The sequence below is a fragment of the Anabaena sp. CCY 9910 genome (assembly GCF_963920875.1).
Lineage (GTDB): Bacteria > Cyanobacteriota > Cyanobacteriia > Cyanobacteriales > Nostocaceae > Trichormus > Trichormus variabilis.
The window spans coordinates 89,093-115,441 of sequence record NZ_CAWUDJ010000001.1; the positions used below are offsets into that span (position 1 = coordinate 89,093).

23 protein-coding genes are annotated in these 26,349 nt (G+C 41.5%); 14 read left to right on the forward strand and 9 right to left on the reverse strand.

Annotated elements, in window-relative coordinates; genetic code table 11:
• The first annotated feature begins 7 nt into the window (after positions 1-7).
• From ACM5QX_RS00420 to ACM5QX_RS00445, 6 genes are all read left to right on the forward strand, one after another.
• Positions 8-289 (forward strand): hypothetical protein, encoded by a 282-nt coding sequence (locus ACM5QX_RS00420; protein ID WP_414751911.1) that lies wholly within the window; start codon positions 8-10, stop codon positions 287-289.
• A 209-nt stretch (positions 290-498) separates the two neighbouring features.
• Complete coding sequence (locus tag ACM5QX_RS00425; RefSeq protein ID WP_414751912.1) at positions 499-1,422, forward strand: substrate-binding domain-containing protein; 924 nt, start codon at positions 499-501, stop codon at positions 1,420-1,422.
• A 6-nt stretch (positions 1,423-1,428) separates the two neighbouring features.
• On the forward strand, positions 1,429-3,495 hold the full coding sequence (locus ACM5QX_RS00430; protein ID WP_414751913.1) for an ATP-binding protein: 2,067 nt from the start codon (positions 1,429-1,431) through the stop codon (positions 3,493-3,495).
• A gap of 87 nt (positions 3,496-3,582) precedes the next feature.
• Positions 3,583-4,224: a MotA/TolQ/ExbB proton channel family protein gene (locus tag ACM5QX_RS00435; protein WP_414751914.1), complete on the forward strand. Its 642-nt coding sequence runs from the start codon at positions 3,583-3,585 to the stop codon at positions 4,222-4,224.
• Positions 4,225-4,393: 169 nt separating this feature from the next.
• Positions 4,394-4,600, forward strand: coding sequence for a hypothetical protein (locus tag ACM5QX_RS00440; RefSeq protein WP_010998720.1), 207 nt, complete (start codon positions 4,394-4,396; stop codon positions 4,598-4,600).
• A 301-nt stretch (positions 4,601-4,901) separates the two neighbouring features.
• Positions 4,902-5,474, forward strand: coding sequence for a methylmalonic aciduria and homocystinuria type D protein (locus ACM5QX_RS00445; protein ID WP_414751915.1), 573 nt, complete (start codon positions 4,902-4,904; stop codon positions 5,472-5,474).
• Positions 5,475-5,644: 170 nt separating this feature from the next.
• On the opposite strand, the gene sppA is transcribed toward ACM5QX_RS00445, so the two are convergent.
• Both sppA and fni read right to left on the reverse strand, forming a co-directional pair.
• A complete protein-coding gene (sppA, locus tag ACM5QX_RS00450; protein WP_414751916.1) occupies positions 5,645-7,474 on the reverse strand; it encodes a signal peptide peptidase SppA in 1,830 nt (609 codons plus the stop codon).
• 64 nt (positions 7,475-7,538) lie between these two features.
• Positions 7,539-8,591, reverse strand: coding sequence for a type 2 isopentenyl-diphosphate Delta-isomerase (fni, locus tag ACM5QX_RS00455; RefSeq protein WP_414751917.1), 1,053 nt, complete (start codon positions 8,589-8,591; stop codon positions 7,539-7,541).
• Positions 8,592-9,042: 451 nt separating this feature from the next.
• Between fni and psbA the strand changes: the two genes are divergently transcribed.
• Entirely contained in the window at positions 9,043-10,125 is a 1,083-nt protein-coding gene (gene psbA, locus ACM5QX_RS00460; RefSeq protein WP_011318412.1) for a photosystem II q(b) protein, read from the forward strand.
• 152 nt (positions 10,126-10,277) lie between these two features.
• On the opposite strand, the gene ACM5QX_RS00465 is transcribed toward psbA, so the two are convergent.
• Entirely contained in the window at positions 10,278-11,582 is a 1,305-nt protein-coding gene (locus ACM5QX_RS00465; RefSeq protein ID WP_414751918.1) for a Tudor-knot domain-containing protein, read from the reverse strand.
• Positions 11,583-11,783: 201 nt separating this feature from the next.
• Here ACM5QX_RS00465 and ACM5QX_RS00470 point away from each other — a divergent pair, with 201 nt between their 5' ends.
• The 4 genes from ACM5QX_RS00470 (at position 11,784) to ACM5QX_RS00485 (ending at position 17,350) form a co-directional block, all read left to right on the forward strand.
• Positions 11,784-12,008, forward strand: coding sequence for a type II toxin-antitoxin system HicB family antitoxin (locus tag ACM5QX_RS00470; RefSeq protein ID WP_414752242.1), 225 nt, complete (start codon positions 11,784-11,786; stop codon positions 12,006-12,008).
• A complete protein-coding gene (locus tag ACM5QX_RS00475) occupies positions 12,005-12,865 on the forward strand; it encodes a DUF2207 domain-containing protein (protein WP_414751919.1) in 861 nt (286 codons plus the stop codon). The genes ACM5QX_RS00470 and ACM5QX_RS00475 overlap by 4 nt, the downstream gene beginning before the upstream one ends.
• 243 nt (positions 12,866-13,108) lie before the next feature.
• Entirely contained in the window at positions 13,109-14,500 is a 1,392-nt protein-coding gene (locus ACM5QX_RS00480; protein ID WP_414751920.1) for a malic enzyme-like NAD(P)-binding protein, read from the forward strand.
• Between the two features lie 528 nt (positions 14,501-15,028).
• The gene (locus ACM5QX_RS00485; RefSeq protein WP_414751921.1) at positions 15,029-17,350 is read left to right on the forward strand and encodes a PhoD-like phosphatase; all 2,322 of its coding nucleotides are present in this window, start codon (positions 15,029-15,031) and stop codon (positions 17,348-17,350) included.
• Between the two features lie 61 nt (positions 17,351-17,411).
• On the opposite strand, the gene ACM5QX_RS00490 is transcribed toward ACM5QX_RS00485, so the two are convergent.
• Together ACM5QX_RS00490 and ACM5QX_RS00495 are read right to left on the reverse strand one after the other, a co-directional pair.
• Positions 17,412-17,903: a hypothetical protein gene (locus ACM5QX_RS00490; RefSeq protein ID WP_414751922.1), complete on the reverse strand. Its 492-nt coding sequence runs from the start codon at positions 17,901-17,903 to the stop codon at positions 17,412-17,414.
• 82 nt (positions 17,904-17,985) lie between these two features.
• Positions 17,986-18,501, reverse strand: a complete 516-nt coding sequence (locus tag ACM5QX_RS00495; protein ID WP_011319232.1) for a L,D-transpeptidase — start codon at positions 18,499-18,501, stop codon at positions 17,986-17,988.
• A 681-nt stretch (positions 18,502-19,182) separates the two neighbouring features.
• On the opposite strand from ACM5QX_RS00495, the gene ACM5QX_RS00500 reads away from it, so the two are divergent.
• Positions 19,183-20,031, forward strand: a complete 849-nt coding sequence (locus ACM5QX_RS00500; protein WP_414751923.1) for a PEP-CTERM sorting domain-containing protein — start codon at positions 19,183-19,185, stop codon at positions 20,029-20,031.
• Between the two features lie 118 nt (positions 20,032-20,149).
• On the opposite strand, the gene ACM5QX_RS00505 is transcribed toward ACM5QX_RS00500, so the two are convergent.
• Entirely contained in the window at positions 20,150-20,662 is a 513-nt protein-coding gene (locus ACM5QX_RS00505; protein WP_414751924.1) for a L,D-transpeptidase, read from the reverse strand.
• 197 nt (positions 20,663-20,859) lie between these two features.
• Positions 20,860-21,501, reverse strand: coding sequence for a bifunctional 4-hydroxy-2-oxoglutarate aldolase/2-dehydro-3-deoxy-phosphogluconate aldolase (locus ACM5QX_RS00510; RefSeq protein ID WP_414751925.1), 642 nt, complete (start codon positions 21,499-21,501; stop codon positions 20,860-20,862).
• 326 nt (positions 21,502-21,827) lie between these two features.
• Here ACM5QX_RS00510 and ACM5QX_RS00515 point away from each other — a divergent pair, with 326 nt between their 5' ends.
• The gene (locus ACM5QX_RS00515) at positions 21,828-22,409 is read left to right on the forward strand and encodes an HdeD family acid-resistance protein (RefSeq protein WP_414751926.1); all 582 of its coding nucleotides are present in this window, start codon (positions 21,828-21,830) and stop codon (positions 22,407-22,409) included.
• A gap of 179 nt (positions 22,410-22,588) precedes the next feature.
• Here the strand turns inward: ACM5QX_RS00515 and ACM5QX_RS00520 are convergent, their stop codons facing one another.
• A complete protein-coding gene (locus ACM5QX_RS00520; RefSeq protein ID WP_414751927.1) occupies positions 22,589-23,512 on the reverse strand; it encodes a glutaminase in 924 nt (307 codons plus the stop codon).
• A gap of 213 nt (positions 23,513-23,725) precedes the next feature.
• Here ACM5QX_RS00520 and psaK point away from each other — a divergent pair, with 213 nt between their 5' ends.
• Entirely contained in the window at positions 23,726-23,986 is a 261-nt protein-coding gene (gene psaK, locus ACM5QX_RS00525) for a photosystem I reaction center subunit PsaK (RefSeq protein WP_011319225.1), read from the forward strand.
• A gap of 352 nt (positions 23,987-24,338) precedes the next feature.
• Here psaK and ftsH read toward each other — a convergent pair whose 3' ends face one another.
• On the reverse strand, positions 24,339-26,240 hold the full coding sequence (gene ftsH / locus ACM5QX_RS00530; protein WP_414752243.1) for an ATP-dependent zinc metalloprotease FtsH: 1,902 nt from the start codon (positions 26,238-26,240) through the stop codon (positions 24,339-24,341).
• Between the last annotated feature and the right edge of the window lie 109 nt (positions 26,241-26,349).

Below are 26,349 nucleotides of genomic sequence, written 5' to 3' on the forward strand. Positions count from 1 at the left end.
TCTTCCCATGTTGTCCGAAGTACATTACCTAATACGCTCAAAAGCTGATGGTCGTTATATTACTGCTCGTCCCAATGAGGATGAGTCTGGCTATTTGTTATTATTTCGAGAAAATTTTGAGGCTTTAAGCTATCTGAATACTCATGCGGCAGATGTGGCACATCGCTTTACTATTGAATCTATTCCCGGTATACAGTTGGGAAGTTTGCTCAAACGCTGGGGTTTTACTGGTGTCGCCGTAGTTACTGACCCTTTATTACCCACAGTTGAGTTTCTACAGCACAGCTAATTAAAAGAAAATCTCAATAATATATTTATGTAAAGTTAGTGACCAATATTTCACACTAACTTCAATCTTATTTAACGTAAATAAAAGCTTTTCGGGCTTTTGCATAGTAAAAATACTGTAATTTAATCCAATATTTAAGGTATTTTAAAGTACTAGTATATATCCAATACTGTTACTCTCGATGATAATGAGGGAATATTAATGTGGGAATGTCTAAACCTAATAGTGGTTTAGAGATATTTGGAGATTCACCCATGACTAAGATTGCTGACTCAATAATCATCGGAAGTATACTTTTAGGTCTGTGCAGTTGTGCATCAATTAACTCCAGTACACCCAAAACCTCTAATCAAGTTGTTAGTTCTACTAGTTCTACAAACCAAAAAATCATTAAAATTGGTGGTTCTAGCTCCACTGTTACAGTGTTAAAACTATTAGCAAAAGCTTATCAAGCTCAAAATAAAAACGTCAAAATAGAATTTATTTCTGATAATCAGTCAGAAGGAGCGATCGCTGCCTTAAAAAATGACATCATTGATATTGCTGGTAGCAGCCATAAAATTAAGAAAGCAGAAGATAATGGTCAGATTCAATATCGTGAATTGGCAAAGGATTTGTTATTAGTTGCTACTAACAAAAATGTGAAAGGTGTTACCAACTTATCGAATAAGCAGTTAAAAGCAATTTATCAAGGTAGAATTACTAATTGGCAGGAATTGGGTGGCAATAAAGCAAACATTATTGTGTTGGATAGACCTGAGGACGAGTCAGCAAAAAAATTATTGCGAAAATACTATTTAGGTGAAGATAAAACTACAACTAAAGCAGTTATTTTGAATAAAGAAGGAGAATTAATTGAAACTTTACAGATTACGCCTAATTCTCTTGGTGCTTTTTCTTTAGCAACTTCTATAATTAATAAATTACCAATCAATCGCCTCAATCTCAATGGTGTTGCCCCCACGGTTGAAAATTTCACTAGTGGTAAATACCAAATGGCACGTCAGATTGGCATAGTTTGGGATAAAAAACCTTCCGCCTCTACAGAGAATTTTATTAACTTTATATTTAGCAAAGAAGGCGAGAATATCCTCAAAAATAATGGTTTTATCCCTACTTCATCAATTCAATAACTTACTATGCAGAGATTTTTTCGGCAGCTAAATCTAAGCCAAAAAATTGTCATACCACTACTCATAGTTTATCTAAGTGTCTTTTTGTTGGGTTTAGTAGTTACAGGGCATTGGTTTACAGAAAGTTTAGAACAGAATTTTCGTCAAGATGTCAATAATTTTACTGAGCGGGTCTATCAGGATTTTCAGTACGAACAGCAAACTCTAGAAACTGAAATCAAACTAATTTCCTATCAAGATAAGCTTCGCCGAGCTATTGAGGAACGGGATCAAGATTTATTATTGCAGATATTATTGCCACTAAGAACGGTATTAGGATTAGATTGGCTGAAGGTAGTTGATCCTCAAGGTAACGTCCTCACGGATTTACGTAGTAATTCACTATCCCAAGTTAGACTTTTGGATAAATTAATTAGCAGTAGTGCTAGCAGTGGGGCGCAACTCACTGATTTGGTAGATACGGAAGATGGTACACAAGTTATCCAGACCGTAACTTATGGAATCAAATCAGCGACAGGATTACTAGGAGGAATCATTATTGGTAACTCAGTAGATAATACTCTATTAAGAAAAATTGCGACTGGTTCTTCTAAACATCTCATCACCCAAAAAAATAATCGTATAGTTGCGACAACCCTATTAGCTGCGCAGCAAGGTAACTGGCAATTTCCCACACCTGATATGCCAGTAAAACAAATAATAGTTAATAAACATAACTATTTAGCGAAGAGTATCCTATTTTCAGGAACTACTCAGGCCTTGACAACCACGGTATTGTATTCGACATCAGTACTAAAAGCATCACAATGGAAACTGTGGCAACATTTGGGGTTTTTGTATGTGCTGGGTAGTGTTATTGTAGCGATCGCTGGATTTTTAACTACAAGAACAATTACTCGTCCCCTGCAAGCAGTTACTCAGGTTGCACAACGAGTTACCCAAGACTCTAACTTTAATCTCCAAGCCTCCGTTAACACAGAAGACGAAGTTGGTATTCTAGCTATTTCCCTAAATCAGTTGATTAAACAAGTCAAGTTACTACTGGCGGAACAATACGAAGGGCAAAAAAAGCTAGAAGCTTATAACCAAACATTAGAACAAAGAGTTGAAGAGCGGACACAAGCACTGCAACAAAAAAATATTTCCCTCAGAAATACTTTACAGGAACTCAAACTTACACAAACACAATTAATCCAGCATGAGAAAATGTCTTCTTTGGGACAATTAGTTGCTGGTATTGCCCACGAAATCAACAACCCAGTTAATTTTATTTACGGAAACCTCAACTATACTGACGAATACATTCAGCAACTACTTAACTTATTTCAGCTTTATCAAAAATATTACCCCAACCCAGAGCTAGAGATTCAAGAAGCGCAAGAAGATGCTGAGATTGAATATGTCATAGAAGATTTGCCAAAAATATTGGCTTCGATGAAAATAGGCGCATCTCGTATCCGCGAAATTGTGCTGAGTTTGCGGATATTTTCTCGTTTGGATGAAGCTGAGTTTAAAACGGCTGATTTGCATGAAGGCATTGATAGTACATTACTAATCTTACAACACCGGATTAAATCACAAACTGTCAAGGCGATCGCCTACAGTCGGCAGAACGCCATCACTGATAATTTCAACAAAAAGGAAATTGTTGATAAGCATCGTCCACAAATAGAAATTGTCAAAGAGTATGGTGATATTCCCAAAATTCCTTGTTTTGCAGGGCAAATGAACCAAGTGTTTATGAATATCTTAGCCAATGCCATTGATGCCCTAGAAGAAGCATTCTATGATGGGCTTTGTCCAGAACCAACTATTCACATTACTTCCTGCCAGGAGGATGAAAGCGTCGTGATTGCGATTGCTGATAACGGCAGAGGAATTCCCCTGGAGGTACAATCTCGTTTGTTTGATCCTTTTTTTACAACTAAACCCGTGGGAAAAGGAACTGGTATGGGACTATCGATTAGCTACCAGATTATTACCGAAAAACATGGTGGCACTTTACAGTGCATTTCATCATTAGGACAGGGAACAAAATTTGTCATAAAAATTCCCATCCGTTTAGCCGATTAGATACTTTTAGGTATTAAAAATCATAGCATTCTCTATCTTCACTACTAATCTGCTAATCTGGTTTTGCATCAATGAGTTGAGCAACAGATGGGAATTCTGAATCTATTTACAGCCGGTGGCGTGGTTATGTGGCCTCTGCTGGCGTTCTCTTTATTAGCAGTAGCGCTAATCATCGAACGTATCAGCTTTTGGGTAAGAATTTCGGGCAAGCAAAACCGCATAGTACGGGAAGTTCTTAGACTTTACCAGCTAGATAATGTAGTTAGCACCTTGGAAGCGTTACGGCAAAATGTCGATTTGCCCATCGCGCGAATTTTTCTCGCTGCTTTAGAATTGGAGGAGCCGACACCAGAGGAATTTCGATTGGCTTTAGAAAGTGAAGCCCAAGCTGAGATACCTGTACTCAAACGCTTTCAAAATATTTTTGATACCATAATTGGTCTCGCACCCTTATTAGGTTTACTTGGTACTGTTTTGGGATTAATTAATTCCTTTGCATCTTTAAACATCGGTGATGTGGGAGGAACAAAAACGGCTGGTGTGACGGCTGGTATTAGTGAAGCCTTAGTTTCTACTGCATCTGGCTTAGTTGTTGCTATCTTTACCCTGTTTTTTGCTAATAGTTTCCGGGGTTTCTATCAGCGTCAAATAGCTTGGATTCAGGAGTATGGAGGACAGTTAGAATTACTCTACCGTCGTCGTTACGAGAGGAGAGGCAAGCAGGGTTGAAATTTAAACCCAGAGCTAGATAGAGAAGTCGCTACGAATTACTGTATTAAGTAATTGGTAATTGTATTTTATTGTTACTAATTACTGATGTTAACGGGGATGTTTGCTGTAGAATTTTTAATTCTAACCAGTATTCGGAAAGAGTAAATCGTTTTTCAGAGGGTAGTTTATGACTATTTGGGTAAATGAGCAGATTGATCCATCGGGTATGATTCATGCCTGTATTGCCTCTTGCAACGAGTCCCAAGCCCAAGATTGCCATGCGTCGTTTCAAAATAACTTAACGGATAATCAAAAGGCTTCTGGCTGGGTAGCGCGCTTAAGAACAGTCAATTCTTGGGATGAAGTGCCGGTGAATGCTTTAAAACTTGATTAATTGGGTGTCTGTAACTGTCCTCTCTCTTAGATTAGTAAAATTTTCTGCTCTCAGAAGCGGTCATGGGTAATAGGTAATGGGACTGTAATAATTATTAAATTTGTTAGCATAACCCATGACAAATTACAAATTACTAGGTGAGGTTAATAAAATATAAAAATTAGATTAAAACTTGGCAATGTATGGGCTAAATTTTCCCTAAGACATAACTATTGCTGAAAATTTTATGAATTTTTGGAAGTATTAAGAGTTATCATCGACTCTAAAGAATAAATTAAAAAGTTGCAAAAACCGAATCAATGTGGTGAACTATCCCAGAGCTTATACTGCGGAGCAAAGCCGTCCCATTAATTTGGTTGGCAAACAGGGACAAGCAGTTCAAATTTCTATTCATGACCCCAGTCAGTATATCTGTGCCAACCGCGAACGGATATTACCAGACTGGCAAGAGCAAACTCTATTTTGGGTTGTGATTGTCTTACAGCAATCAAAATATCCATTGGTGAGAAGCACAGCAGAAATAGAGAGAGAAAAAGAACATCTGCGAGAAAAGTTTATGAGATTTGGCTGCGATTTAGCTTTTGATTTGCGCGATCGCGGTTATCTAGCAGACCTCATAGATCCTCGCACTGGTTACCCTTTACTTTCCCGCCCAGGGGTGATTCCCCATAATGATACAGCAGTTGTCAAGGCTTTACTTAATTACCCTGTCTTAAAAAACAAGTGTTGTGTGATCGTCCATCCTCATTGGGGTACTGCTGTTTATCCCAGTATTTTTCTTTCCGCAGCACCACCAATGATTTTGGAATGGGCGATCAAGCGCATATCATCCATGCACGGATGGCAAGAAATTGAGGAAGATGATCAGGGATAGGGGTGTGAGGGTGTAAGGGTGTAAGGGTGTGTAATAAATGTAGGTTCTTTACAAGGGATAGCCGTGAATATCAAAGTCAAGGACTTACAGTGACGCTTCTGTGCGAGAGGCTTCGCCAAGGTTTAGACTGTGTATTTCTTGTGCATAAATTTTTTAGTTAATCTGTAGAATTACTCTATTTTTAAGTTAACTGGTAACCGCGCATAAACACCCTGTGGGTCGTTCATGGTCTGTAAAACAGAGATTTCCTGTTGAATTTTTCGGATTTGTACTGTTAATGGGTCATTTGGTTTAACGTCTAACTTCTCAATTCCCAAAGTCGTACTAATTTCCTCGACTACTCCGCCAAAAAAGCGCTCTTCAAATGAGCTTTCTCTGGGATATTCTCTTAATTGCCAATCTTTACCTAGTTTCGCTTCTTTAGCCGCGTATTCTATGGCGGCGTTTAGACCACCGATTTCATCGACTAAACCAATTTGTTTTGCAGTTACACCAGACCAAACTCTACCTTGGGCGATTTGGGCTACTTTTTGTGTGGGTAACTTGCGACCTTGAGCAACTTTGTTGACAAACATATTGTAAATGCGGTCAACACTGCGCTGGTAAATTGCTATCTCTTGGGGTGATTTCGGACGAGCGACGGTTTGAGAATCTGCATAACGTCCCGTTTTGACAGCATCCCAAGTGATACCATTATCGTTTGCTAGCTTTTGCCCGTTAAATAGCACGCCAAATACACCGATGGAACCAGTGATTGTATTCGGCTCGGCAAAAATTCGGTTGGAGTCGGTGGCTATCCAGTAACCACCAGAAGCGGCATAATCACCCATAGATACAACAACGGGTTTGCTTTCACGAGTCAGGCGTATTTCTCGCTGCATTACCTCCGATGCTGTAGCGCTACCACCAGGACTATTGATGCGTAAGACGACTGCTTTGACATTTTCATCTTGTCTAATTTTATTAAAGATGCGGGCGAAGCGATCGCCTCCTATTTGCCCATCATCGCCTTTACCATCGACAATATCGCCTTCGGCATAAACTACGGCAATCTTATTTTTAGAGTTTCTTGCCACACCTAAAGACTGTCCGGGTACTTGAGCATATCGGCGCAGGCTAATTTGAGTAAATGTATTATCCTTTTTATCGCTACCTGTTAATTTCTTCAGGTCAGCAACTACTTGATCGTTGTACGCTACCTGATCGACTAAGCCGTTAGTTTTAGCTTCTGTTGGTTCCAATAATGATTGATTATCGGCGATCGCTTGTAGTTTTTGTGGGTTAATTTTACGGCTATTGCCAACGGTGTTACGCCATTCACCCCAAACATCGTCCAATAATTTTTGAGTTTGTTCGCGGTTTTCGGGACTTAGTTTGTTTAACACGAATGGTTCAACTGCTCCCTTAAATTTTCCGGCTCTTACAACCTGAACGCCAATACCATACTTTTGCAAGGCTCCGGCGACGAACATTGGTTGGCTACTCAAACCGTTGATTTCTAGTCCACCCAAGGGGTTAAGTGCAATAGTATCAGCTACCGAACTGAGGTAATATTCCCGCTCGTTCCAAGACACACCATAGGCGATTACCTTTTTCCCAGATTTACGGAATTCTTCTAGAGCTTTGCGGATTTCTTTCAACGATGCAAAACCCAGATTATTTCCTCCACGACTACCATCTAGGTAAATAGCAACGATGCGTTTATCTCGTTGTGCTTTTTCTAAACTATCGATAACATTACGAAGTGTCATCCGCTCTTGTGTTACGCCGGAAAATCTATTTTGTAGTTCCTCGCCAGCACTTGGTTCTCTGTCGGTGATGTTCATGGACAAGTCTAGAACTACTACTGATTTATCTTTAACTACTGGGCTGGTATTGCTGGAACTAGCAGCAGCAAATAATAATAATAAAAGTCCTGTAGTACCTGCACCAGCGAACAGAAACAGTCCTAATAATGTGCCTAGTAAGCTAGCAAGAGTTTGTTTAAAGAAGTTACTCATTAGTTATTAGTTATTTAGTCATTAGTGGTAAGTCAATCACGCCTAACCATTCTTACCTATTCATTTATTGTAGGCGCTGTAAACTGCCAGAGTGTTTTAACTGATGTAAAGTAGCGTTGCCAGTGCAAAATAATACTGTGGTGATTTCTGCAATTAATACCTCAGCTAATTCCTGTAGAGCAACTTCCGACTCTACCGCCGCTTGCAGAAAAGGCATGGCTAAACCGGCGATATCTGCACCTAAGGCGATCGCTTTGGCTATATCAAGTCCATCACGCAAACCGCCGGAGGCAATTAAGGGAATGTGGGGGGCGATCGCTCTCACACTAGTAATACACTCTGCTGTGGGTATTCCCCAATCTGCAAAGGTTCTACCTAACCGCCTTTGCATAGAATTCTCTGCCCTTTCTCCTTCTACCTTTGCCCAGGAAGTACCACCCGCGCCAGCCACATCGATTACTTGTACTCCCGCAGCGATCAACTTTTTAGCCATTGCGCCGGAAATGCCATTGCCCACTTCCTTTGCAATTACTGGTACTGACAACTCTCCGCATAACTCCGATATCTTGTCAAGCAATCCTTGAAAATTTACATCACCCTTGGGCTGAATGCACTCTTGCAAGGGATTGATATGCAAAATCAAAGCATCCGCCTCTAGCATATCGATGATACGCAGACATTCGTCTAAACCATACTTATAGTTAAGTTGCACCGCACCTACATTAGCGAATAGCAGCACATCAGGCGCATACTTGCGGATGGCAAAAGTGTCGGCTACTTGGGGTTTTTCCAACGCTACCCTTTGGGAACCGACACCCATTGCGAATTTATAGTCTTGGGCAAATCCGGCTAAACGCTGGTTAATAATTCCCGCCTGTTCGGTTCCTCCAGTCATGGAGGAGATTAACAAAGGTGCATTCAGCTTTTTACCTAAAAAAGTTGCGCTCAGATCAATATCGTTGCGATCTATTTCTGGTAAGCAAGAATGGTTGAAGCGATAACGCTCTAGTCCGTTGGTAGTGTCGCGGAATTGTACATCTTCTTCTAAGCAGATGCGGATATGGTCTGCTTTGCGCGATTGAGTTTGAGCAGAATTGCTGGTAGCAGGTGAGTTCACTGGTAGGGATGACTTATGGCTTGCGATTACTATTGTATGGGTTACTCACGCACAGAGGTGGAGAGAACGAACGTAGGTAGCCCCGATGACACGAGTTTCATTTTCCGGCGTTGCTGAATCAAGGGACGAAATTTGATGTGCTGAAATTTCAAACTCTTTATCCTTCCCGCGTCTCTGCGTGATACAAATCATGCCGCATTTATGCAATGCCCATTTTTCATTGGGCGATCACTGTAGTTTATCTGTTTTTGTTCCTACGCTTGCCCTCTACTTAGCAGCATCATAGCTTCCTGTAGTCAGGATCTGTGCTTTTAGATAAGCAAAGCTGACAATTTGTATAGTTTTTACTCATATTAAAAAGATGCTGAGATTTTGTAAAGTAGTGTAAATTAATTACACAGGCAAAAAACAACCGCCTGATTCATAAATAACTAACCGCAATTATAAAAACATGACCGCAACCTTACAACAGCGCAAAAGCGCCAACGTATGGGAACAGTTCTGCGAGTGGATTACCAGCACCAACAACCGCTTATACATCGGTTGGTTCGGTGTACTCATGATCCCCACCTTGCTAGCTGCAACCACCTGCTTCATCATCGCCTTCATCGCCGCACCTCCAGTAGACATCGACGGCATCCGTGAACCAGTAGCAGGTTCCTTAATCTACGGAAACAACATCATCTCCGGAGCAGTTGTTCCCTCCTCCAACGCCATCGGTTTGCACTTCTACCCAATTTGGGAAGCAGCATCTCTTGACGAGTGGTTGTACAACGGTGGTCCTTACCAATTGGTAATCTTCCACTTCTTGACCGGCGTATTCTGCTACCTCGGTCGTGAATGGGAACTATCCTACCGCTTAGGAATGCGTCCTTGGATCTGCCTAGCCTTCTCTGCACCAGTAGCAGCAGCAACAGCAGTATTCTTGATCTACCCCATCGGACAAGGTTCCTTCTCTGATGGTATGCCCTTGGGTATCTCCGGCACCTTCAACTTCATGATCGTGTTCCAAGCAGAACACAACATCTTGATGCACCCCTTCCATATGTTAGGTGTAGCTGGTGTATTCGGCGGTAGCTTGTTCTCCGCAATGCACGGTTCCTTGGTAACTTCCTCCTTAGTTCGTGAAACAACCGAAAACGAATCGCAAAACTACGGTTACAAGTTCGGTCAAGAAGAAGAAACCTACAACATCGTTGCAGCACACGGCTACTTCGGTCGCTTGATCTTCCAATACGCTTCCTTCAACAACAGCCGTCAATTGCACTTCTTCCTAGCTGCATGGCCTGTAATCGGTATTTGGTTTACCGCGTTGGGTGTAAGCACAATGGCGTTCAACTTGAACGGCTTCAACTTCAACCAATCCATCATCGACTCACAAGGTCGTGTAATCAATACCTGGGCTGACATCATCAACCGCGCTAACTTGGGTATGGAAGTAATGCACGAGCGTAACGCTCACAACTTCCCCTTAGACTTGGCTGCTGGTGAAGTTGCTCCTGTTGCTTTAACCGCTCCTGCTATCAACGGTTAATTCTGAAGTCTTAACTCAACAAAAAAGCGTCTCCTTAACGGGAGGCGCTTTTTTGCTGTTATTTAAAAATCATCTCTGTTTGAAGGTTGATAATATTTTTTGTGACTGGTAAGAGGTAATCGTAAAAACTAATTACCAATTACCAAGGTAGGTTAGCAAATATCATCTGAGTTCACCCATTCGTCATAGGACGAATCGTAACCTGTGTAATGAATAAAATATTGATTTCCCTGGATCTTCTCAATGGTTGCAGTATACCAAGTTTCTTCTTCATCACTCCAACATTTGACCTTTTTACCCACTGCATATCCATTGGCATCAGATGAGGCATAATCATTAGTGCGTATGTCATCTTTGCCAACCCACTCATTATGGGATGAACCATAGCCAATGTAATTGATAAAGAATTGGTCATCTTGAACTTTCTCAATTGTGGCTTGATACCAGTCTTCTTCTTCTTCGTCCCAGACCTCTATTTTCTTGTTGACTGCATACTGACTAGTATCTGATGTCGCAGCAGATGAGGCATTTTGAATAGGCTGTGTTGTATCTTGTTTGATTTCTTCTTTAACTAAAGTATGGGCTTGCAAAATTAATCTGCGAGCTACTGATTGAATACCTGTATGCTCGAAGTAATTGGTAGTTTGATCGAGGAATGCGGCTACAAAATCTAAATTATCATCAGCAATTTGAATAAAATTGCCAAGATGACTAGAAATAGATTGTGGGGTGATACCTGTCTTGGTGACTAAATTATTCATCCAACCTTGAACAGCATTGAAACCCTGATTAATAAAGCCAAGTTTCTCACTAGGATTATTCCCTGGTAGGGAAGTGTTGACGGCTAAGAAAACAGGATTTTGAATTATGGTGTTGGAGTCAGCGCCGCTAATTATTCCCTGAATTTTGCTGAGGAAGTCTGGGCCTAATGGCAGAATCCCATCTAGACAAACTAGGGCTACCATGCGGATCAAGGAAGCATCTTGATAATTGTTAGCCAGAGAATTGGCAAATTCTTGGGGGTTTGGTTGGGGAATACCATTGAGTTTACAAAAAACTATAATTTCGACAGCAATTTTCAGTACTAGGTCAATTGTTTGAGTGAGGTCGGCTTTGGGCGTAATATTGCCTAAAAAAGATAGAAAGCCAATTTTCTCGCTTACTTTATTAGCTAAAGCCGCAGTCGCCATTGCAGTGTCAGCTTTATCTATGGTTTGGTAAAGTTTAATGGCTGCTTGGTAGCCTCGTTGAGGATCATGATACAAAGAGGTGGCGCGATCGCGGATTCTTTGAATTACCTTAGCGTCAGTTTCTCCGGTAATCGCACGGATACTATTATCGAAACCCACTAAATTCTGCCACTGGCCAGGTGCTACATAATCTAGAGCGTTGAGAACTTTGACAGTAATATTATCGTTCGGTAATTCATCAATCAACTGAATAATTGATTTATCCATAAAGCAGACCTCACAATCTTGGGGAATACTGACACAAGAATTCAAATCAGCCGATGCAGATAGCCTCTAACCGCTTCGGCTTCTATTCACTGGACAGTATTTATAGAGTTCCCAAGATTGAGAAAAAAGTAACTTTAACAAGTTAGTCAGGGTCTAGAGTGTTAAGATCCGTGATGAAATAATTAAGCAGCTATTTGAAGTATAACGGCGATCGCTCCTCAAGAAAAATCTCCACGTCAAGTACTGCTATACCTTGGAGAAGATGATTATTTTGTTGTCGAAGTGCCAAGTTTTCCCGGTTGCATCAGTCAGGGAAAAACTCGTGAAGAGGCTCTAACTAATATACAAGAAGCGATCGCTCTTTATATCGAAGTTCTCCAAGACAAAGGCGAACCTCTTCCAGAATACCAATTTATAAATATATGAGCAAAAAATTAGTAGACAGGCTGCTGCTATTTTGTTTCACATTTGTTCTTGGCTTCACATTTACTATTCATAATGTCCAAGCCGAATCAGCACCTTTCTATTGGGAATTTATCAATGTCGATATTGCCGTACAGCCTAACGGTGATATGTTAGTCACTGAGACACAAAAATATAATTTTACTGGAGATTATAACCATCTGCGTTCCCGGTACATTCCTTTAGATAAGGTAGACAGAATTACTGAAGTTTCTGTATCCGAAAATGGTCAAGTGTTACCCAGTAGAACAAGTACAAGTACAGGAAATCATCAATTGTTGATTAATTGGGAACATCAATTGCAACCACCAGAAAGCCATACTTTCGTGTTGAAATATCGTGTTGTTGGAGGATTGTGCGTCAATCATAACTATGCTCAAGTATATTGGGAAGCAATATTTTCTGACCGTAAAGCCCCTATTAAACAAGCGCAAATTAGGGTGGAATTTCCTGAAGAATTTACTACTAAAATTAAAATGTTCCAAAGCTTTGGTGTAGTTGCAGATATTCGCCGAGTCGATAAAAAAACTATTGAGGCTGTTACTAAACAATTTCTAGAGCCAGGGAAGGAGTTAGAAATTCAGGTGATATTTGATCGTGCGGGTACTAAGATTGAAACCTCTGGATGGCAAAGTACACAATTTTTTTATGAGAGGTTAGTGTGGATTTTGTTGGGATTGCTAGTCTTTGGTATCCCTCTTCTCCTCTTTATTGTCTCTAGGACTAGTAGTAGTTACATTGGAGACAGTAGCAGTTATTACTATGGCGGTGATTATGGTGGCGGTGGCGGTGATTATGGTGGCGGTGGCGGTGGTGATTAACGAAATAAACGCTGTACGCATTTGAGAATTACTGGTTGTAAATAAAAGCGTTCCACTAGCTCAAAAGATATTGACTGCATAAGTTTCATACTCATACTGCAAGGGAAAAGAATCTACCTTTAGTCCTGGTAGGAAGTCTTAATTTATCCTGCAAATAATTTGGGTGTGCTAGGTTTTATCGTAAAAATGGAATTTACTGTAACAATTCGATATAAAATCTAAAATCTAAAATCCCCTATTAAGATGGCAGACCTAACTCCTAATTCCAGTTTTAGTGTTACTCTCCGGTTGCAGATTCCCAATCGTGTGGGAATGCTAGCATCTATCACTCAGGCGATCGCATCTAGTGGTGGTAATCTCGGTCAAATCGATTTAATCGAGCAAACGCGCCAAGTTTCTCTCCGTGACTTAACTGTTGATGCTGCTAGTACCGAACACGCGGAAACTATTGTGCAAGCAGTCAAAGCCATACCTGATATTAAGTTAGTCAGCGTTTACGATCGCACCTTTAATTTACATCGTGGCGGCAAAATCAGCATCACCAGCCGAATTCCTCTCAAGAGTGTGTCCGACTTGGCAATGGCTTATACCCCTGGTGTGGGTCGGGTTTGTACAGCGATCGCTCAAGACCCATCGCAAGTATACAATTTAACTATCAAACAAAATACTGTCGCCATTGTCACCGATGGTAGTGCAGTTTTAGGGTTGGGTAATCTTGGCCCCCATGCAGCTTTACCAGTAATGGAAGGTAAAGCTATGTTATTTAAGGAATTTGCTGGACTTGATGCTTTTCCCATTTGCTTGGCTACTCAAAATACAGAAGAGATTATCCAAGCAGTTAAAAATATTGCCCCGGTATTTGGCGGTGTGAATTTAGAGGATATCGCCGCACCCCGTTGTTTTGAAATTGAGCAGAGATTAAAACAGGAACTAGATATTCCCGTTTTTCATGATGACCAACATGGTACAGCAATTGTCACCTTGGCAGCGTTATTTAACTCCTTGAAACTCGTGCAGAAGTCACTCGCTGACATCCGCATCGTGATTAACGGCGCTGGTGCGGCTGGTGTGGCGATCGCCCGGTTACTGCGGAAAGCTGGGGCAGAAAAAATTTGGATGTGCGACTCTAAAGGCATTATCTCCACCACTCGCACCGACCTCAATGAAGAAAAACAAGAGTTTGCAGTCAAAGCTCAAGGTACGCTAGCAGGTGCAGTCCAAGGGGCAGATGTATTTATTGGTGTGAGTGCGCCTGGAGTTTTAACACCAGAAATGGTCAAGTCTATGGCTAAAGACCCGATTGTCTTTGCCATGGCCAATCCCATACCCGAAATTCAGCCGGAATTAGTGCAGAACGATGTAGCTGTTATTGCTACTGGTCGCAGTGACTACCCCAACCAAATTAATAACGTGTTAGCCTTTCCTGGGGTATTCCGTGGGGCGTTAGATTGTCGCGCGCAAACAATTACCACCACTATGTATTTAGAAGCAGCCAGTGCGATCGCTTCTTTGGTTAATCCTTCAGACTTGAGTCGGGAACATATTATTCCCTCGGTCTTTGATGAGCGTGTCGTTACCGCCGTCGCTGCTGCTGTGCAACGCGCAGCGCGAGAAGAGGGGATTGCACGGGCTTAATTAACACTTCGACTACGTGCAGTGTTAAATTTAAAAGTTCTTTTGCTTAAGGATGGGCGATTAGTCCATCCTTTATATTTTAATGGGTTCAGTTAAAGGTAGACATCAAAATTGAAGTAGCTTAATTTGGGACTCGTTGGAGTTCTCACACTCATTCACGAGTCTTAAATACTCGTCAACGAGTCTCAAACACTCGTCCACGAGTCTTAAGCACTCGTCAACTAAGTTCTCTCACTCGTCCACGAGTCTTAAACACTCGTCAACTAAGTTCTCATACTCATTCACGAGTCTTAAACACTCGTCAACCAAGTTCTCACACTCATTCACGAGTTTTAAATACTCGTCAACCAAGTTCTCACACTCATTCACGAGTCTTAAACACTCGTCAACTAAGTTCTCATACTCATTCACGAGTTTTAAACACTCGTCAACCAAGTTCTCATACTCATGAACTAGTTTTAAATTCTAGGACTTATACTATTTCACTTGAATCGTCCAAACAATTTCTCAAACCTGTAACTTTTGGTCATGAATAACCAAGCTGAAGACTTTTTCGAGGAACTACCGTTAATTTTAGCGGGGCCATTGCTACAACATACTGAAGCAAAATCAGTCACCGTACTGGTTGCACTCCAAAAATCCTGTCAGGTAGAACTCAAAGTTTACGCAACAACAAATAATGGTGAAAGGTTAGGAAATTGTTTATTAGAAGGACAACGCTTGACGGTTGCTTTAGGCAAATATCTGCACATTGTAGCGATTACAGCCGTGTCTCCCTTGGGGGCTAGTTTAACTAATGAGTGTATTTATGCTTATGACCTCCAGTTCACCTGTGCTGACCACAGCGTGCTGACTCTAGAACAAGCATTATTTTCCAATCGCTTTCCCCAAGTCAGTATTAGCTACTTTGAGCATCAAAAACCTACTTTTGTGCTTCCTCCAGATTCGTTGGCAGATTTGCATATTATCCATGCTTCTTGTCGCAAACCCCACGGACACGGAATAGATGCCTTACCCTTGCTTGATTCTCTCATTGCATCAGCCGCCAACCAACCCCGTCGCCGTCCTCATCAGTTATTCCTCACGGGTGATCAAATCTATGGTGATGATGTGGCAGATCCGTTTTTATGGGTCGCCAGTAATCTTGGCGATTCCCTGCTTGGTTGGGAAGAAAAACTTCCTGTAGGTCAAGGTTATTGCACTCCCAAGGAACTAGCACCAGGAGAACGGGCAAAAGTGGCGACGGAAGAAGCCAAGTTAACGGCTGGATTGCATAATAAATCAGAGAAGGTTTCCAGCCATTTGTTCGGTTTAGGGGAATATTACGCCGCTTATTTACTGGCTTGGTCTCCTGTATGCTGGCCGGAGGCCTTTCCCCCAGGGAAATGGGTAACAAGCGATCGCCAAGCCCTAAAAATTTGGGATCAGTCGGTGGCTGATTTACGACAATTAATTTACACACTGGGACGGGTGCGGCGGGCGCTGGCGAATATTCCCATGTACACCGTCTTTGATGACCATGATGTTAGTGATGATTGGAACTTAAATCAAGCCTGGTGTTTGCGCGTTTTGGGCAATCCTCTGGGACGGCGGACTGTACAAAATGCTTTGTTAGCATACAGTGTCTTTCAAGCTTGGGGGAACACACCAGAACAGTTTACAGATGGGCAATCTGGGGAAAAATTACTGGCGGCGGCGGAGAATTGGTCAGCATCAGCCGGGAAGGATATGGAAGCTGATCAGGAGATCGCTCGTTATGTCGGGATGCCTAGCTGTAACCCCAACACAGGACTCCCCAATTTTGTTTTAGAAGATGGTGTATTTATCTTGGAACGCCACCCCGAAACACTGATTTGGCACTACACAATCACCAGCAATTGCCATGAAGTCATAGTATTAGATACGCGCACATGGCGGGGCTACCCAGCTGACAAAAAACCAATCGCCCCGCCCATGTTGTTATGTCCCCGTGCGATGAAGCAACAACTGCTGCAACCATTACAAAAAACCGCAGACAAGCAAAATCTCACCACCTTTGTGATTGCACCTACCAATGTATTTGGATTGCAAGCGATCGATTGGATTCATCATTGGCAGTTAAAGCGTGAAAAAGTTTTTTCTACAGATGTTGGTGACTCGTGGAATATTCATTTTGAAGCCTTGGCAAAACTCCTGACAACTTTATGTGAGCAACGTCAAAAAGTCATCATTCTCTCTGGTGATATTCATTACAGTTGTGCCGCCCGCTTCTCTTATGGAGCAATTCCCTATGCACCACAGCAATCTGTCATAGTCCAGTTAACCGCCAGTGCTTTGAAAAATGAAGAGACCCTAACTAGACTAATTCACACACGCCTAAAACAATGGCTTTTACCGGAAAAGATCCGCCGTTGGCTGGGCTGGAATCAACCACCCAATATGCTAGAAGTTAAGGCGAAACGGTTACACCGTCGTCAAGCAGTCACTAATCCTCACTGGCATTGTGTACTGGAATGGATACCAAGACAACAGGCCCAGAATCTCCATAGCCAAGTAGATATGTCTACTTTTGTCGCCCCCTGGAACCGCAAAAATCCTCGCTGGCAATGGTTACAACCCCTGAAATTTTGGCAATCTCCCTGGTTTCAAGATGGGCGAGAAGTAGTTGGGTTGAACAATTTAGCATTAGTTCATTTTGATTTACCAGATTCCAGTAATTCTTATCAAGTCATTCAGGATACTTATTGGTTTTCTTATACGTCTACAACGCAAATTGTTTACAGTCGTTTTGCTACTAATTTGCAACCAAATCAGTACTTGTTAAATGAATTTTTAATTGTAGGGAGTCAATCAATTCAAGATCCAAAATGAAGAAAATTTAGGGTGGGCAAGATGCCACCCATGTTGTGTAAGGTAGATTTGGCACTCCTAATTAACGCGATCGCCCCGATGGATTACCTCGCTGCTGCTGATAAAATCCCACAACCTTTTGGACATAGGTAGCAGTAAAACCCTGATTGCAGCCTGTATATACCCCAGTCATCCACCAACAAGCCACACCACGCACAGCCGCAGTTTCATTGTTTCCTGTAGCACGGAATTGCTGGTTGAACTCACGGCGAGTAATACAAGAAACTACCTCACGCGCTAACGCAGGGTTATTGTCAAATTGTGTGGGTGTAACTTCTTTTTTCAGACAATATTTTGACCAACCTTTGAGAGTTTCCGGCTTAACTTGCCAAGCACTATAAAATCCATCGTTGGCTTTACCAGTTTGCGGTGCAGCTTGTCTTAATGCTTCCACCAGTGCAGCAACTTGAACATCAGTAGGTTGTTGTTGCTGTGCTTGAGCAGACAATGGAGAAAATCCGTAGCCAATGACGACTCCGCTCACAAGTAGCGATCGCAAAAGGTAATCTCTCATATCTCAATCAACCTTACAACATCTACTAAATAGTAATAGATGAAGGTAAGGAACAGAGGAAGAATATCCGATTTACTACTCTTCATCGTCGGACTATTACCAATGTCCCTGGCGTTGTCCAATTGTATAACTTACGTGCCAACTTGACTGGTAAATTTACGCAACCGTGACTGACTGGAGTTCCAAAACGATTATGCCAGTAAGCACCGTGAATAGCATAGCCTTGATGGAAATACATAGCATAAGGAACATTAGGAATGTCATAGCCAGGCCCTCGCATCCGATTAGTGCGATATTTGGAATTAATCTTAAATTGACCTACAGGTGTAGGAGTGGAGCGCTTACCTGTGGAAATTCGGAAAGAATACACCAGTTTTTTACCTTCCCAGGCAAATAAGCGTTGATCTGATAAATCAATTTCAATTCTCCGAGGTTGAGTAATACTGTTTTGCTCAACTACTGCGGTTCTATATATCCCAGAAGTGGGGTCAGCTGTCGTGGGTAGCAACCCAGAAAGCAAAGCCACCATCATAACTATCGCACCTGTCAACAAATTTCCTGAGCGACGTGTCCAAATATTAAGAATCCAGCTTTGCATATCCCATCACCTTCTTGATTATGCAAACATCAACAATTCCTAGATTTTGAAGTTCCCAATATCCAAGATTCATCACAAAAATCTTGGCATTTTGTAGCGGTTGTACTTCTAGGAGCTTTTGAATTAAAGTTTAGCGAAAGTCTGGATTTACGCTAATTCCCTTGAGACAGATTTTGAGATTTTCCTCTTCTATAAATTACTTCATGTTCAGTGATTCACATTCCGGAAATTCACAGTAGACATTTCTTCCAAAATAAATGTAATTGTCTTGCTTTGTAGATATTTCAACCTTTGTCACGCCACTAGTTAAGATTTACTTTATAAATTGTTTCTTAAATAAAAACTAGTAATTTAACGGTTGATCAAAAATAGAAATATTACCATTCAACAAGGATTCTCTTTGGTTGAATAACTATTAGTAATAATACTAATTTTTATATATTGGCTACATGAAGACGGGCAAGCTTTATACGGAAAATACAGTCACATCTTCATCTATTAATAAACTTAAGCTTGGTTTTCTAAAAATATGATAAAGCAAGGTGATAATCAATTGCTGATATAGGAAATGCTTATTAAAATTCAAACTATGACGGACTGTAAAACTTTGAGTAAAACATCTGTTAACCTAACTCCTCAAATAGCAATACCAATTTCTCAAAATTTAAATTTTAGCCACATATGAAACGCAAATTCTCTTGTATATCCGTCTCTGCCTTATTAGTTACTGGAATTCTTTCTGCCTCAATTGTTGCACCAGCATATGCTAAAGCTGGTGGTCAAGGTCAAGGTCAAGCCAGTGGCGGTCAAGGTCAAGCCAGTGGTGGTCAAGGTCAAGCCAGTGGTGGTCAAGGTCAAGCCAGTGGTGGTCAAGGTCAAACCAGTGGTGGTCAAGGTCAAACCAGTGGTGGTCAAGGTCAAGCCAGTGGTGGTCAAGGTCAAACCAGTGGTAGTCAAGGTCAAACCAGTGGTGGTCAAACTTCTTCAGCAATATGTAGGATTACTGATATTTCACTTGGAGGTGTTTCAGCTACAGCTTGTGACGGCCCAAATGCTGGTAACGACACAGGGGCTGTAGGTACTTTGCTCTCTAAATTAAATGATGATGGTCTCTTTAGCAGCTTTGTTGGTACTGGCGTGCAATGGAGTTTAGCGGGCAAATCTGATAACGCAAATCCCTTTGCGATTACGGCAGACAATGGCTCTAGCTCAGGTGCATTTAATTTTGGATCAGCATTATCAAGTAACACATTTGTAGTGAGTCTTAAAGCAGGTAATGGTTACAGCGCTTATCTATTCAAAGATTATGATTTCTCTCAAGGTTTAACGGGAATCTTCAATACAATTGGTGTTGCTTTGGATGGTAGTGGAAATGCAGGTAAAGCTTTATCTCACGCATCATTATTCGTCTCTAATATAAAGATAAATACTCCCCCTCCTCGTACTTATGTACCTGAACCTGCTTCTTTGTTGGGTCTTGGTTTATTAGCAACTGGCATGATAAAAGTTCGCCGTCGTCGTTCAATCTAATTTCTTTTATTTTTGATCAACTTCACTCATCGCACATAACATTTTTGTTAGATATAGTAGGTTGAAAACTTAAAATCGTTACAGGCTATAACCTGTAACGATTTTTTATTTGTATGCACTACTTTTGAATGACTACTGGTGTTCCTAAAGATGCCCAATTAAATAGCCATTTAGCATGATTGGGGGCAAGGTTTACACAGCCATTACTTACGGGTGTACCAAATCTTTTATGCCAATATGCACCGTGAATTCCGTAATTACCGCTATAAAACATGGCGTAGGGAACGTTGGGGACATCATAGTTTCTACCACGCATCCGCGTAGATTTATGCTTTGATTGAATCTTGAAAGAACCTATGCGGGTTGGTGTCGATCTTTTACCAGAAGAAATGACGATCGCATACACGGGTTTTCCACCTTCCCAAGCGGTTAATCTTTGATTGGCAAGATTAATTTGAATCCAACGTTGATCGGATTTTTGTAAAGTCTCGATAGTATTTTCAACTTTTTGTGAGGTGGAAATTGCTAATGCTTCACCAGAGCCAGTACTCACCATACTCAAGGATAATGTCGCACTAGCAACGAACATTTTTAAACCACGTTTCCAGTCGAGATAAATCAGTGATTTCATAGTTGAAACACATCAATCATGGAGTTAAGGCAGATTTTGAGAAATCAACTATAACAGGGGCTTTTCAATAATTTCATCCTGAAAACTACGCTAATTCAAAATTTAAGGGTGTAGGGGTTTAAGGGTGTAGGGGTGTAGGTGAAAGGCATCTTTTTTGTTTGAGAGTGAAACTTATTTTTGATCCTTATTACCAAGCTTTAGGTTATACTGCTTAATTCTTGAGTTAAGTTCCTGGCTAATTGGGCGATCGCTTGCCAATTTTTCGCTTTTACTAGTTGCTGAGGAAATAACTCTCCACCTAAACCAACGGCGATCGCACCTGCTTGGATTAGTCTTTTGGCATTTTCTAGGGTTACCCCCCCGGTGGGAATTAAGGGAATATGACCTAAAGGCCCTTGCAGACTTTTAATATAATCAGCCCCCCCTAAAGCTTGCACGGGGAATACTTTGACACAACTTGCACCATTAGCCCAAGCATTAACAATTTCCGTAGGGGTGAGTGCGCCGGGAATGATGGGTATGTTTTTGATGACCGATGCTTTGATCATGACTGAGTCAACATGAGGCGTAAATAGAAATTCTGCCCCACAGGCGATCGCTTCTTCTAGTTGCTGCAAATTAAATAATGTGCCAGTACCAATAATACATTCCGGTAACTGCTCACGTAATTTGGTGATTAATTCCCCTGGGCGATCGCTATTCCAGGTAATTTCAATGAGCTGCATTCCCCCAGAAGCTACAGCCAGAGCCATTTGCAACCCTAATTCCAGTTTCGGGGCGCGGATGACTGCGATCGCTCGCTGTTTTTGCAACTGTGATAACCAATCTTGAGTAGACATTGTAACGGAGGCAGAAGCGTTCGATTCTCAATTACCAGACTGACATACATATAAGACTTACGCATGAAAACGAAAGATCAAGGGTTTGGAGAAGGGTATAGGGGGTGTAGGGGTATAATCTGGAAGTTTCTTTGCCTGCTTCTTCCACCAGATAGATACTTACCATGCACCTTTAGTCAGATGGAAGACCATTAGGAAGTATTTAAGCTGAGTTTAACAAGGCAGTAACAAATATCAGACGAGCAATACTAAGTTGAACAACGGTGTATAGCTTCTTGGTAAAGAAAATAATGCCCAAGGTGTGTTGGGAATAACTTACTCAAATCATGAGAAATAAATCCCTGGGTGTGGGAAAACGACTAACTCGCAATTGGTGGACTGTGGTGGCGCGGGGAGCGATCGCCATTATTTTTGGTTTAGTGGCTTTATGCTGGCCGATTCTGACCTTAAAGTCATTGGTGTACCTGTTTGGGAGTTTTTGGCTGCTGGGGGGAATACTATTGGCGATCGCAGCATTTCAAGATCGGTTACAGGACAATCATAGTAAATTATTGTTACTAGAAGGAATCATAGGTATTGGAGTAGGAGCGATCGCTTTTATTTACCCTGGGATCACTGCATTTGTATTACTTTACTTAATTGCTGCTTGGGCAATTTTTACAGGCATATTCGAGATTCTTACATCTGTGCAACTACGACAAGCAATAGACAATCAGTGGCTTCCCGCAGTAGCCGGAATTCTTTCTCTCATCTTCGGTATCATATTGATTACCTGGCCAGTAGCAGAAGCTTTGGCTATTCTGTGGTTAATTGCTGCCTATACCATCCTGTTTGGCACACTACTCTTAATTATGGGTTTCCGATTACGTAGTTGGGGGTTGAAAAATTCACAACTAATCACAAACTAACCTTATGGCCCAATATTTCGGACAAGTGCATACTACCAAGCCATTTTGGACTACTCTGGGGAATGTACAAGCAATAGAACAAAGCGATTGCTGAAGATATTAACCCAGTTGTCGGCTGGCGAACTGGTGCGATCGCCAAACCTTAAGCATGGCTGATCATCCAAAGAGTTAGTTTTTGGCTAAAGGTGGGAAAATCTCCCGCACAGACCTAGAGAACGGGATAAAACCTCAACAAAAGCGATCGCCCCTACGGGATTACCGATTCTATCTAACGCTGGGCTATAACAGGCGATCGCCCCTATTGTTGGGACTATAGCAAGTAAACCCCCACCAATCCCAGATTTCATCGGTAAACCAATTTTGTCAGTATACTCAGCAGAAGCCTGATATAAACCGCAAGTTAACATGACTGAGTTAACAAGCTGTTGATGCTGCGGCGATATTAAGCTACTTTCTAAAGCCAAGAGTTTCCCCAGTAAAGCTAAATCTTCAACAGTCCCAGAGAGACAGCATATCTGTTCATAAGTATCAAGTGCTACATCAAGATTTTCTAAATAACCTTTTTCTGCAAGATAATTAGCGATCGCCTGATTAGCAGGAGAGCGAGATAATCTGACAGAAGCCAGCATAGATTCATCTAACTGAATCTGACTACCTGCCAATTGGTTTAGCCATTCGCAGAAAGAGCGCGTGCTATAATCTGCATCCTCTCCTAGTAATTTATCAGCGAGAGTAATAGCCCCACTATTAATCATCGGGTTCCGTGGATATCCACCATCAGCCACTAGTTGTTCTAAGGAATTAAAAGGCGCATCTGATGGTTTCACACCAACCCAGCTTAAAACCTTTTCCATTCCCATGTGTTCCAATAGATACAGGAAAGTAAAAGGTTTAATCACACTCATTAGGGGAAATACACAATTGGTATCTCCTTCGCTGTAGAATTTACCTGATTTACAACAGATGTGTACAGCAAACCAAGCGGTGTCAGCCACAGCTAATCTTGGGATGCGCTCAACCACTCGTCCACAATTTGTCTTAGTTTTTGCTAATGCTACCCAAGTAGACAAATCCACGGTGTCTAGTCTATCAAATCCCTTCACAATAGATACAGCCCCAAAGATTTATCGTAGTCATTCTATTTTTCCCCTAAACCCTCTTTCCTATCCTCTGCATCTCTTAAAAACAAAATATTTTTTATTAAGTAATGAAAAGCAATGTTAAATAATAATGCAAAACAGGGATTCTTCTTGAATTTAGTTGAGAAATATCCTGATTATATTGTCAATCATTAATAAATTTCAGGAGCTAATCAGGTGTTAACTTCAACCTTACTCGCTGCTGCAACCACCCCCCTGGAATGGAGTCCTACAATCGGGATTATTATGGTTATTGCCAATGTGATTGCCATTACTTTCGGCAGGCAGACCATCAAGTATCCTAGTGCAGAACCAGCTTTACCTTCAGCCAAATTCTTTGGTGGTTTTGGTGCGCCTGCGTTACTTGCGACCACTGCTTTCGGTCATATTCTGGGAGTAGGTATTATTTTGGGGTTACATAATCTAGGCAGATTCTAATTAAGAAACAGTCAATAGTTAACACAGATAATTACTCATTGTGTAGGCTATTTGCTATTTCCCAAAGATGGTATTTTTAATTTATACCATGCTGTCATAGGTTATTACCGAAGTTAATTTTCAGTAGATTTTTGTTGTGTCTGTAATCAGCCAGAGAGTAATTTCTCTGGTTTTTTCTTACGAATGTAAATTCCTATAGAAATCTGATTGATGTGATTTAGGACTTAAGCATGATAACAAAAAATTAAGGGTATAGGGGTATAAATGATTGAAACCCTTACACCCTTACACCCTTACACCCGGTCTCAGCAGAAAATCTGGGTACGTAAGTCCTCAGTTGATTTCACTACAATTACCCATTACCCATTACCATCGACAATTGCTCATCAACCACTTGGTTTTGACTTTCGCTAACAATTTTACGGAACAAATCACCTTCAATAGTTTCTTGTTCTGTCAACAAATCTACTAGTCGTTCCATAACCACGCGGTTAGTTTGCAAAAGTTCCTTTGATGTTTGGTAGCAAGTGTTGATAATTTCTCGGACTTGAGAATCTATCTTGGCGGCTATTTCTTCAGAATAGTCGGATTTATTCATCCAGTCGCGTCCTAAAAATACCTCGCCACTTTGATTTTCCAGAGACAAGGGGCCTAATTCAGACATACCAAACCTTGTCACCATTTGCCTTGCCATTGATGTGACTTTTTGCAGGTCATCACCCGCGCCTGTGGTCACTTCTGGCTTACCAAAGACAATTTCTTCAGCCGCACGACCGGCCAAAGTAGAAGTAATTCTAGCTTTGAGTTGGGAACGAGAGATTAACCCTTGTTCTTCGTTGGGAGTAAACCAAGTTAAACCTTGTGCTTGTCCTCTGGGAATAAGGGTGACTTTCTGCACTGGGTCATGGTCTTTTAATAACGTCCCGACTAAACCATGTCCAACTTCATGGTAAGCAATCAAGCGTTTGCTTTTGCTGTCTACTAGGGGTGTCCCTTCCATCCCCGCAACTACCCTATCAACAGCGTCATCAATTTCTAGAATTGTGATTGCTTCTTTGCGTCTACGTGCTGTGAGGATAGCGGCTTCGTTGAGTAAGTTAGCTAAGTCTGCACCGGTGAATCCAGGGGTACGACGAGCGATCGCCTCCAGTGATACACTAGGGTCAACTTTCTTATTGCGTGAATGGACTTGCAAAATCTCTAAGCGTCCTTTCAAGTCTGGTGCATCAACGATTACTTGTCTGTCAAAACGTCCTGGTCTGAGTAACGCTGCATCTAAAACATCGGGACGGTTGGTAGCAGCAATAATAATGATGCCTGTGTTACCTTCAAAACCATCCATCTCCGTGAGTAACTGGTTGAGGGTTTGTTCTCTCTCATCGTTACCGCCGCCGATACCTGCACCCCGTTGTCTACCAACTGCATCGATTTCATCGATAAATATCAAACAAGGCGCGTTGTCTTTCGCTTTCTTAAACAAATCGCGGACGCGAGAAGCACCCACACCCACAAACATTTCCACAAATTCCGAACCAGAAATGCTGAAAAATGGTACAGCCGCTTCCCCGGCGATCGCTTTTGCTAGTAAAGTTTTACCAGTACCTGGAGGCCCCACCAACAACACACCTTTAGGTATCCGCGCACCCACAGCAGTAAATCTTTCTGGCTGCTTGAGGAATGTCACAACTTCTTGTAATTCTTCCTTGGCTTCTTCAATACCAGCTACGTCGTCAAACTTCACCCCAGTTTTGGCTTCCATTTGGAAACGCGCTCTAGATTTGCCAAAGTTCATCGCTTGGCTAGAAGCATTCGTAGAACGACGCAGAAATAGCAGCATTAAAGCCACCAATGGCAAAATCCACATCAGGTTAATTAATAACCCTACAGCCGCTCTACTATTGGCAGAAGAAATCTCACCAAAATCAACATTTTTTTCTTTGAGTCTGTTAATTAACTCGTTGTTCTGCTCCAACAACCTCACCTGTATTGGTGGTGCGTCTGGTTTTTGACCTTTTAAATAAACTTTAGCTATCTGTTCAGTTTCGTCCAGTTCTACTCTTTTGACTTGCTCTTGATTAACTTTTTGAATCAACTCTCCGTATGACAGAGACTCACGCTCTGCTTTTTGCGCTAGGACAGGATTACCGCCAAACATCGTTGGTAACATAATCAAACTGGCTGCCAAAGCACCAGTCCAAGCAACGCGCTTTGGTGATTGCTGTTTTATCAATGCCTTTTTCCCAAAATTTTTCATAACAATTACCCTTTGTCTGCTGCCATAGGCTGAGTGCTGATTTAAGCCTATTCTTCTAGCAAAAATTGCCATAACTGGACATCACTTTATCTAATCTAGTCTAACTCTC

What these genes read in the sequence shown, in the direction of transcription:
- sppA (WP_414751916.1), bottom strand. Translation starts at nt 7,474, where the DNA reads ATGAGTAACTTCTTTAAACAAACTCTTGCTAGCTTACTAGGCACATTA.
- ACM5QX_RS00440 (WP_010998720.1), top strand. Translation starts at nt 4,394, where the DNA reads ATGACTATTTGGGTAAATGAGCAGATTGATCCATCGGGTATGATTCAT.
- ACM5QX_RS00420 (WP_414751911.1), top strand. Translation starts at nt 8, where the DNA reads ATGTTGTCCGAAGTACATTACCTAATACGCTCAAAAGCTGATGGTCGT.
- ACM5QX_RS00485 (WP_414751921.1), top strand. Translation starts at nt 15,029, where the DNA reads ATGAATAACCAAGCTGAAGACTTTTTCGAGGAACTACCGTTAATTTTA.
- ACM5QX_RS00510 (WP_414751925.1), bottom strand. Translation starts at nt 21,501, where the DNA reads ATGTCTACTCAAGATTGGTTATCACAGTTGCAAAAACAGCGAGCGATC.
- ACM5QX_RS00515 (WP_414751926.1), top strand. Translation starts at nt 21,828, where the DNA reads ATGAGAAATAAATCCCTGGGTGTGGGAAAACGACTAACTCGCAATTGG.
- ACM5QX_RS00465 (WP_414751918.1), bottom strand. Translation starts at nt 11,582, where the DNA reads ATGGATAAATCAATTATTCAGTTGATTGATGAATTACCGAACGATAAT.
- psbA (WP_011318412.1), top strand. Translation starts at nt 9,043, where the DNA reads ATGACCGCAACCTTACAACAGCGCAAAAGCGCCAACGTATGGGAACAG.
- ACM5QX_RS00495 (WP_011319232.1), bottom strand. Translation starts at nt 18,501, where the DNA reads ATGCAAAGCTGGATTCTTAATATTTGGACACGTCGCTCAGGAAATTTG.
- ACM5QX_RS00435 (WP_414751914.1), top strand. Translation starts at nt 3,583, where the DNA reads ATGGGAATTCTGAATCTATTTACAGCCGGTGGCGTGGTTATGTGGCCT.
- ftsH (WP_414752243.1), bottom strand. Translation starts at nt 26,240, where the DNA reads ATGAAAAATTTTGGGAAAAAGGCATTGATAAAACAGCAATCACCAAAG.
- ACM5QX_RS00430 (WP_414751913.1), top strand. Translation starts at nt 1,429, where the DNA reads ATGCAGAGATTTTTTCGGCAGCTAAATCTAAGCCAAAAAATTGTCATA.
- ACM5QX_RS00475 (WP_414751919.1), top strand. Translation starts at nt 12,005, where the DNA reads ATGAGCAAAAAATTAGTAGACAGGCTGCTGCTATTTTGTTTCACATTT.
- ACM5QX_RS00480 (WP_414751920.1), top strand. Translation starts at nt 13,109, where the DNA reads ATGGCAGACCTAACTCCTAATTCCAGTTTTAGTGTTACTCTCCGGTTG.
- ACM5QX_RS00425 (WP_414751912.1), top strand. Translation starts at nt 499, where the DNA reads ATGTCTAAACCTAATAGTGGTTTAGAGATATTTGGAGATTCACCCATG.
- ACM5QX_RS00505 (WP_414751924.1), bottom strand. Translation starts at nt 20,662, where the DNA reads ATGAAATCACTGATTTATCTCGACTGGAAACGTGGTTTAAAAATGTTC.
- ACM5QX_RS00500 (WP_414751923.1), top strand. Translation starts at nt 19,183, where the DNA reads ATGAAACGCAAATTCTCTTGTATATCCGTCTCTGCCTTATTAGTTACT.
- ACM5QX_RS00490 (WP_414751922.1), bottom strand. Translation starts at nt 17,903, where the DNA reads ATGAGAGATTACCTTTTGCGATCGCTACTTGTGAGCGGAGTCGTCATT.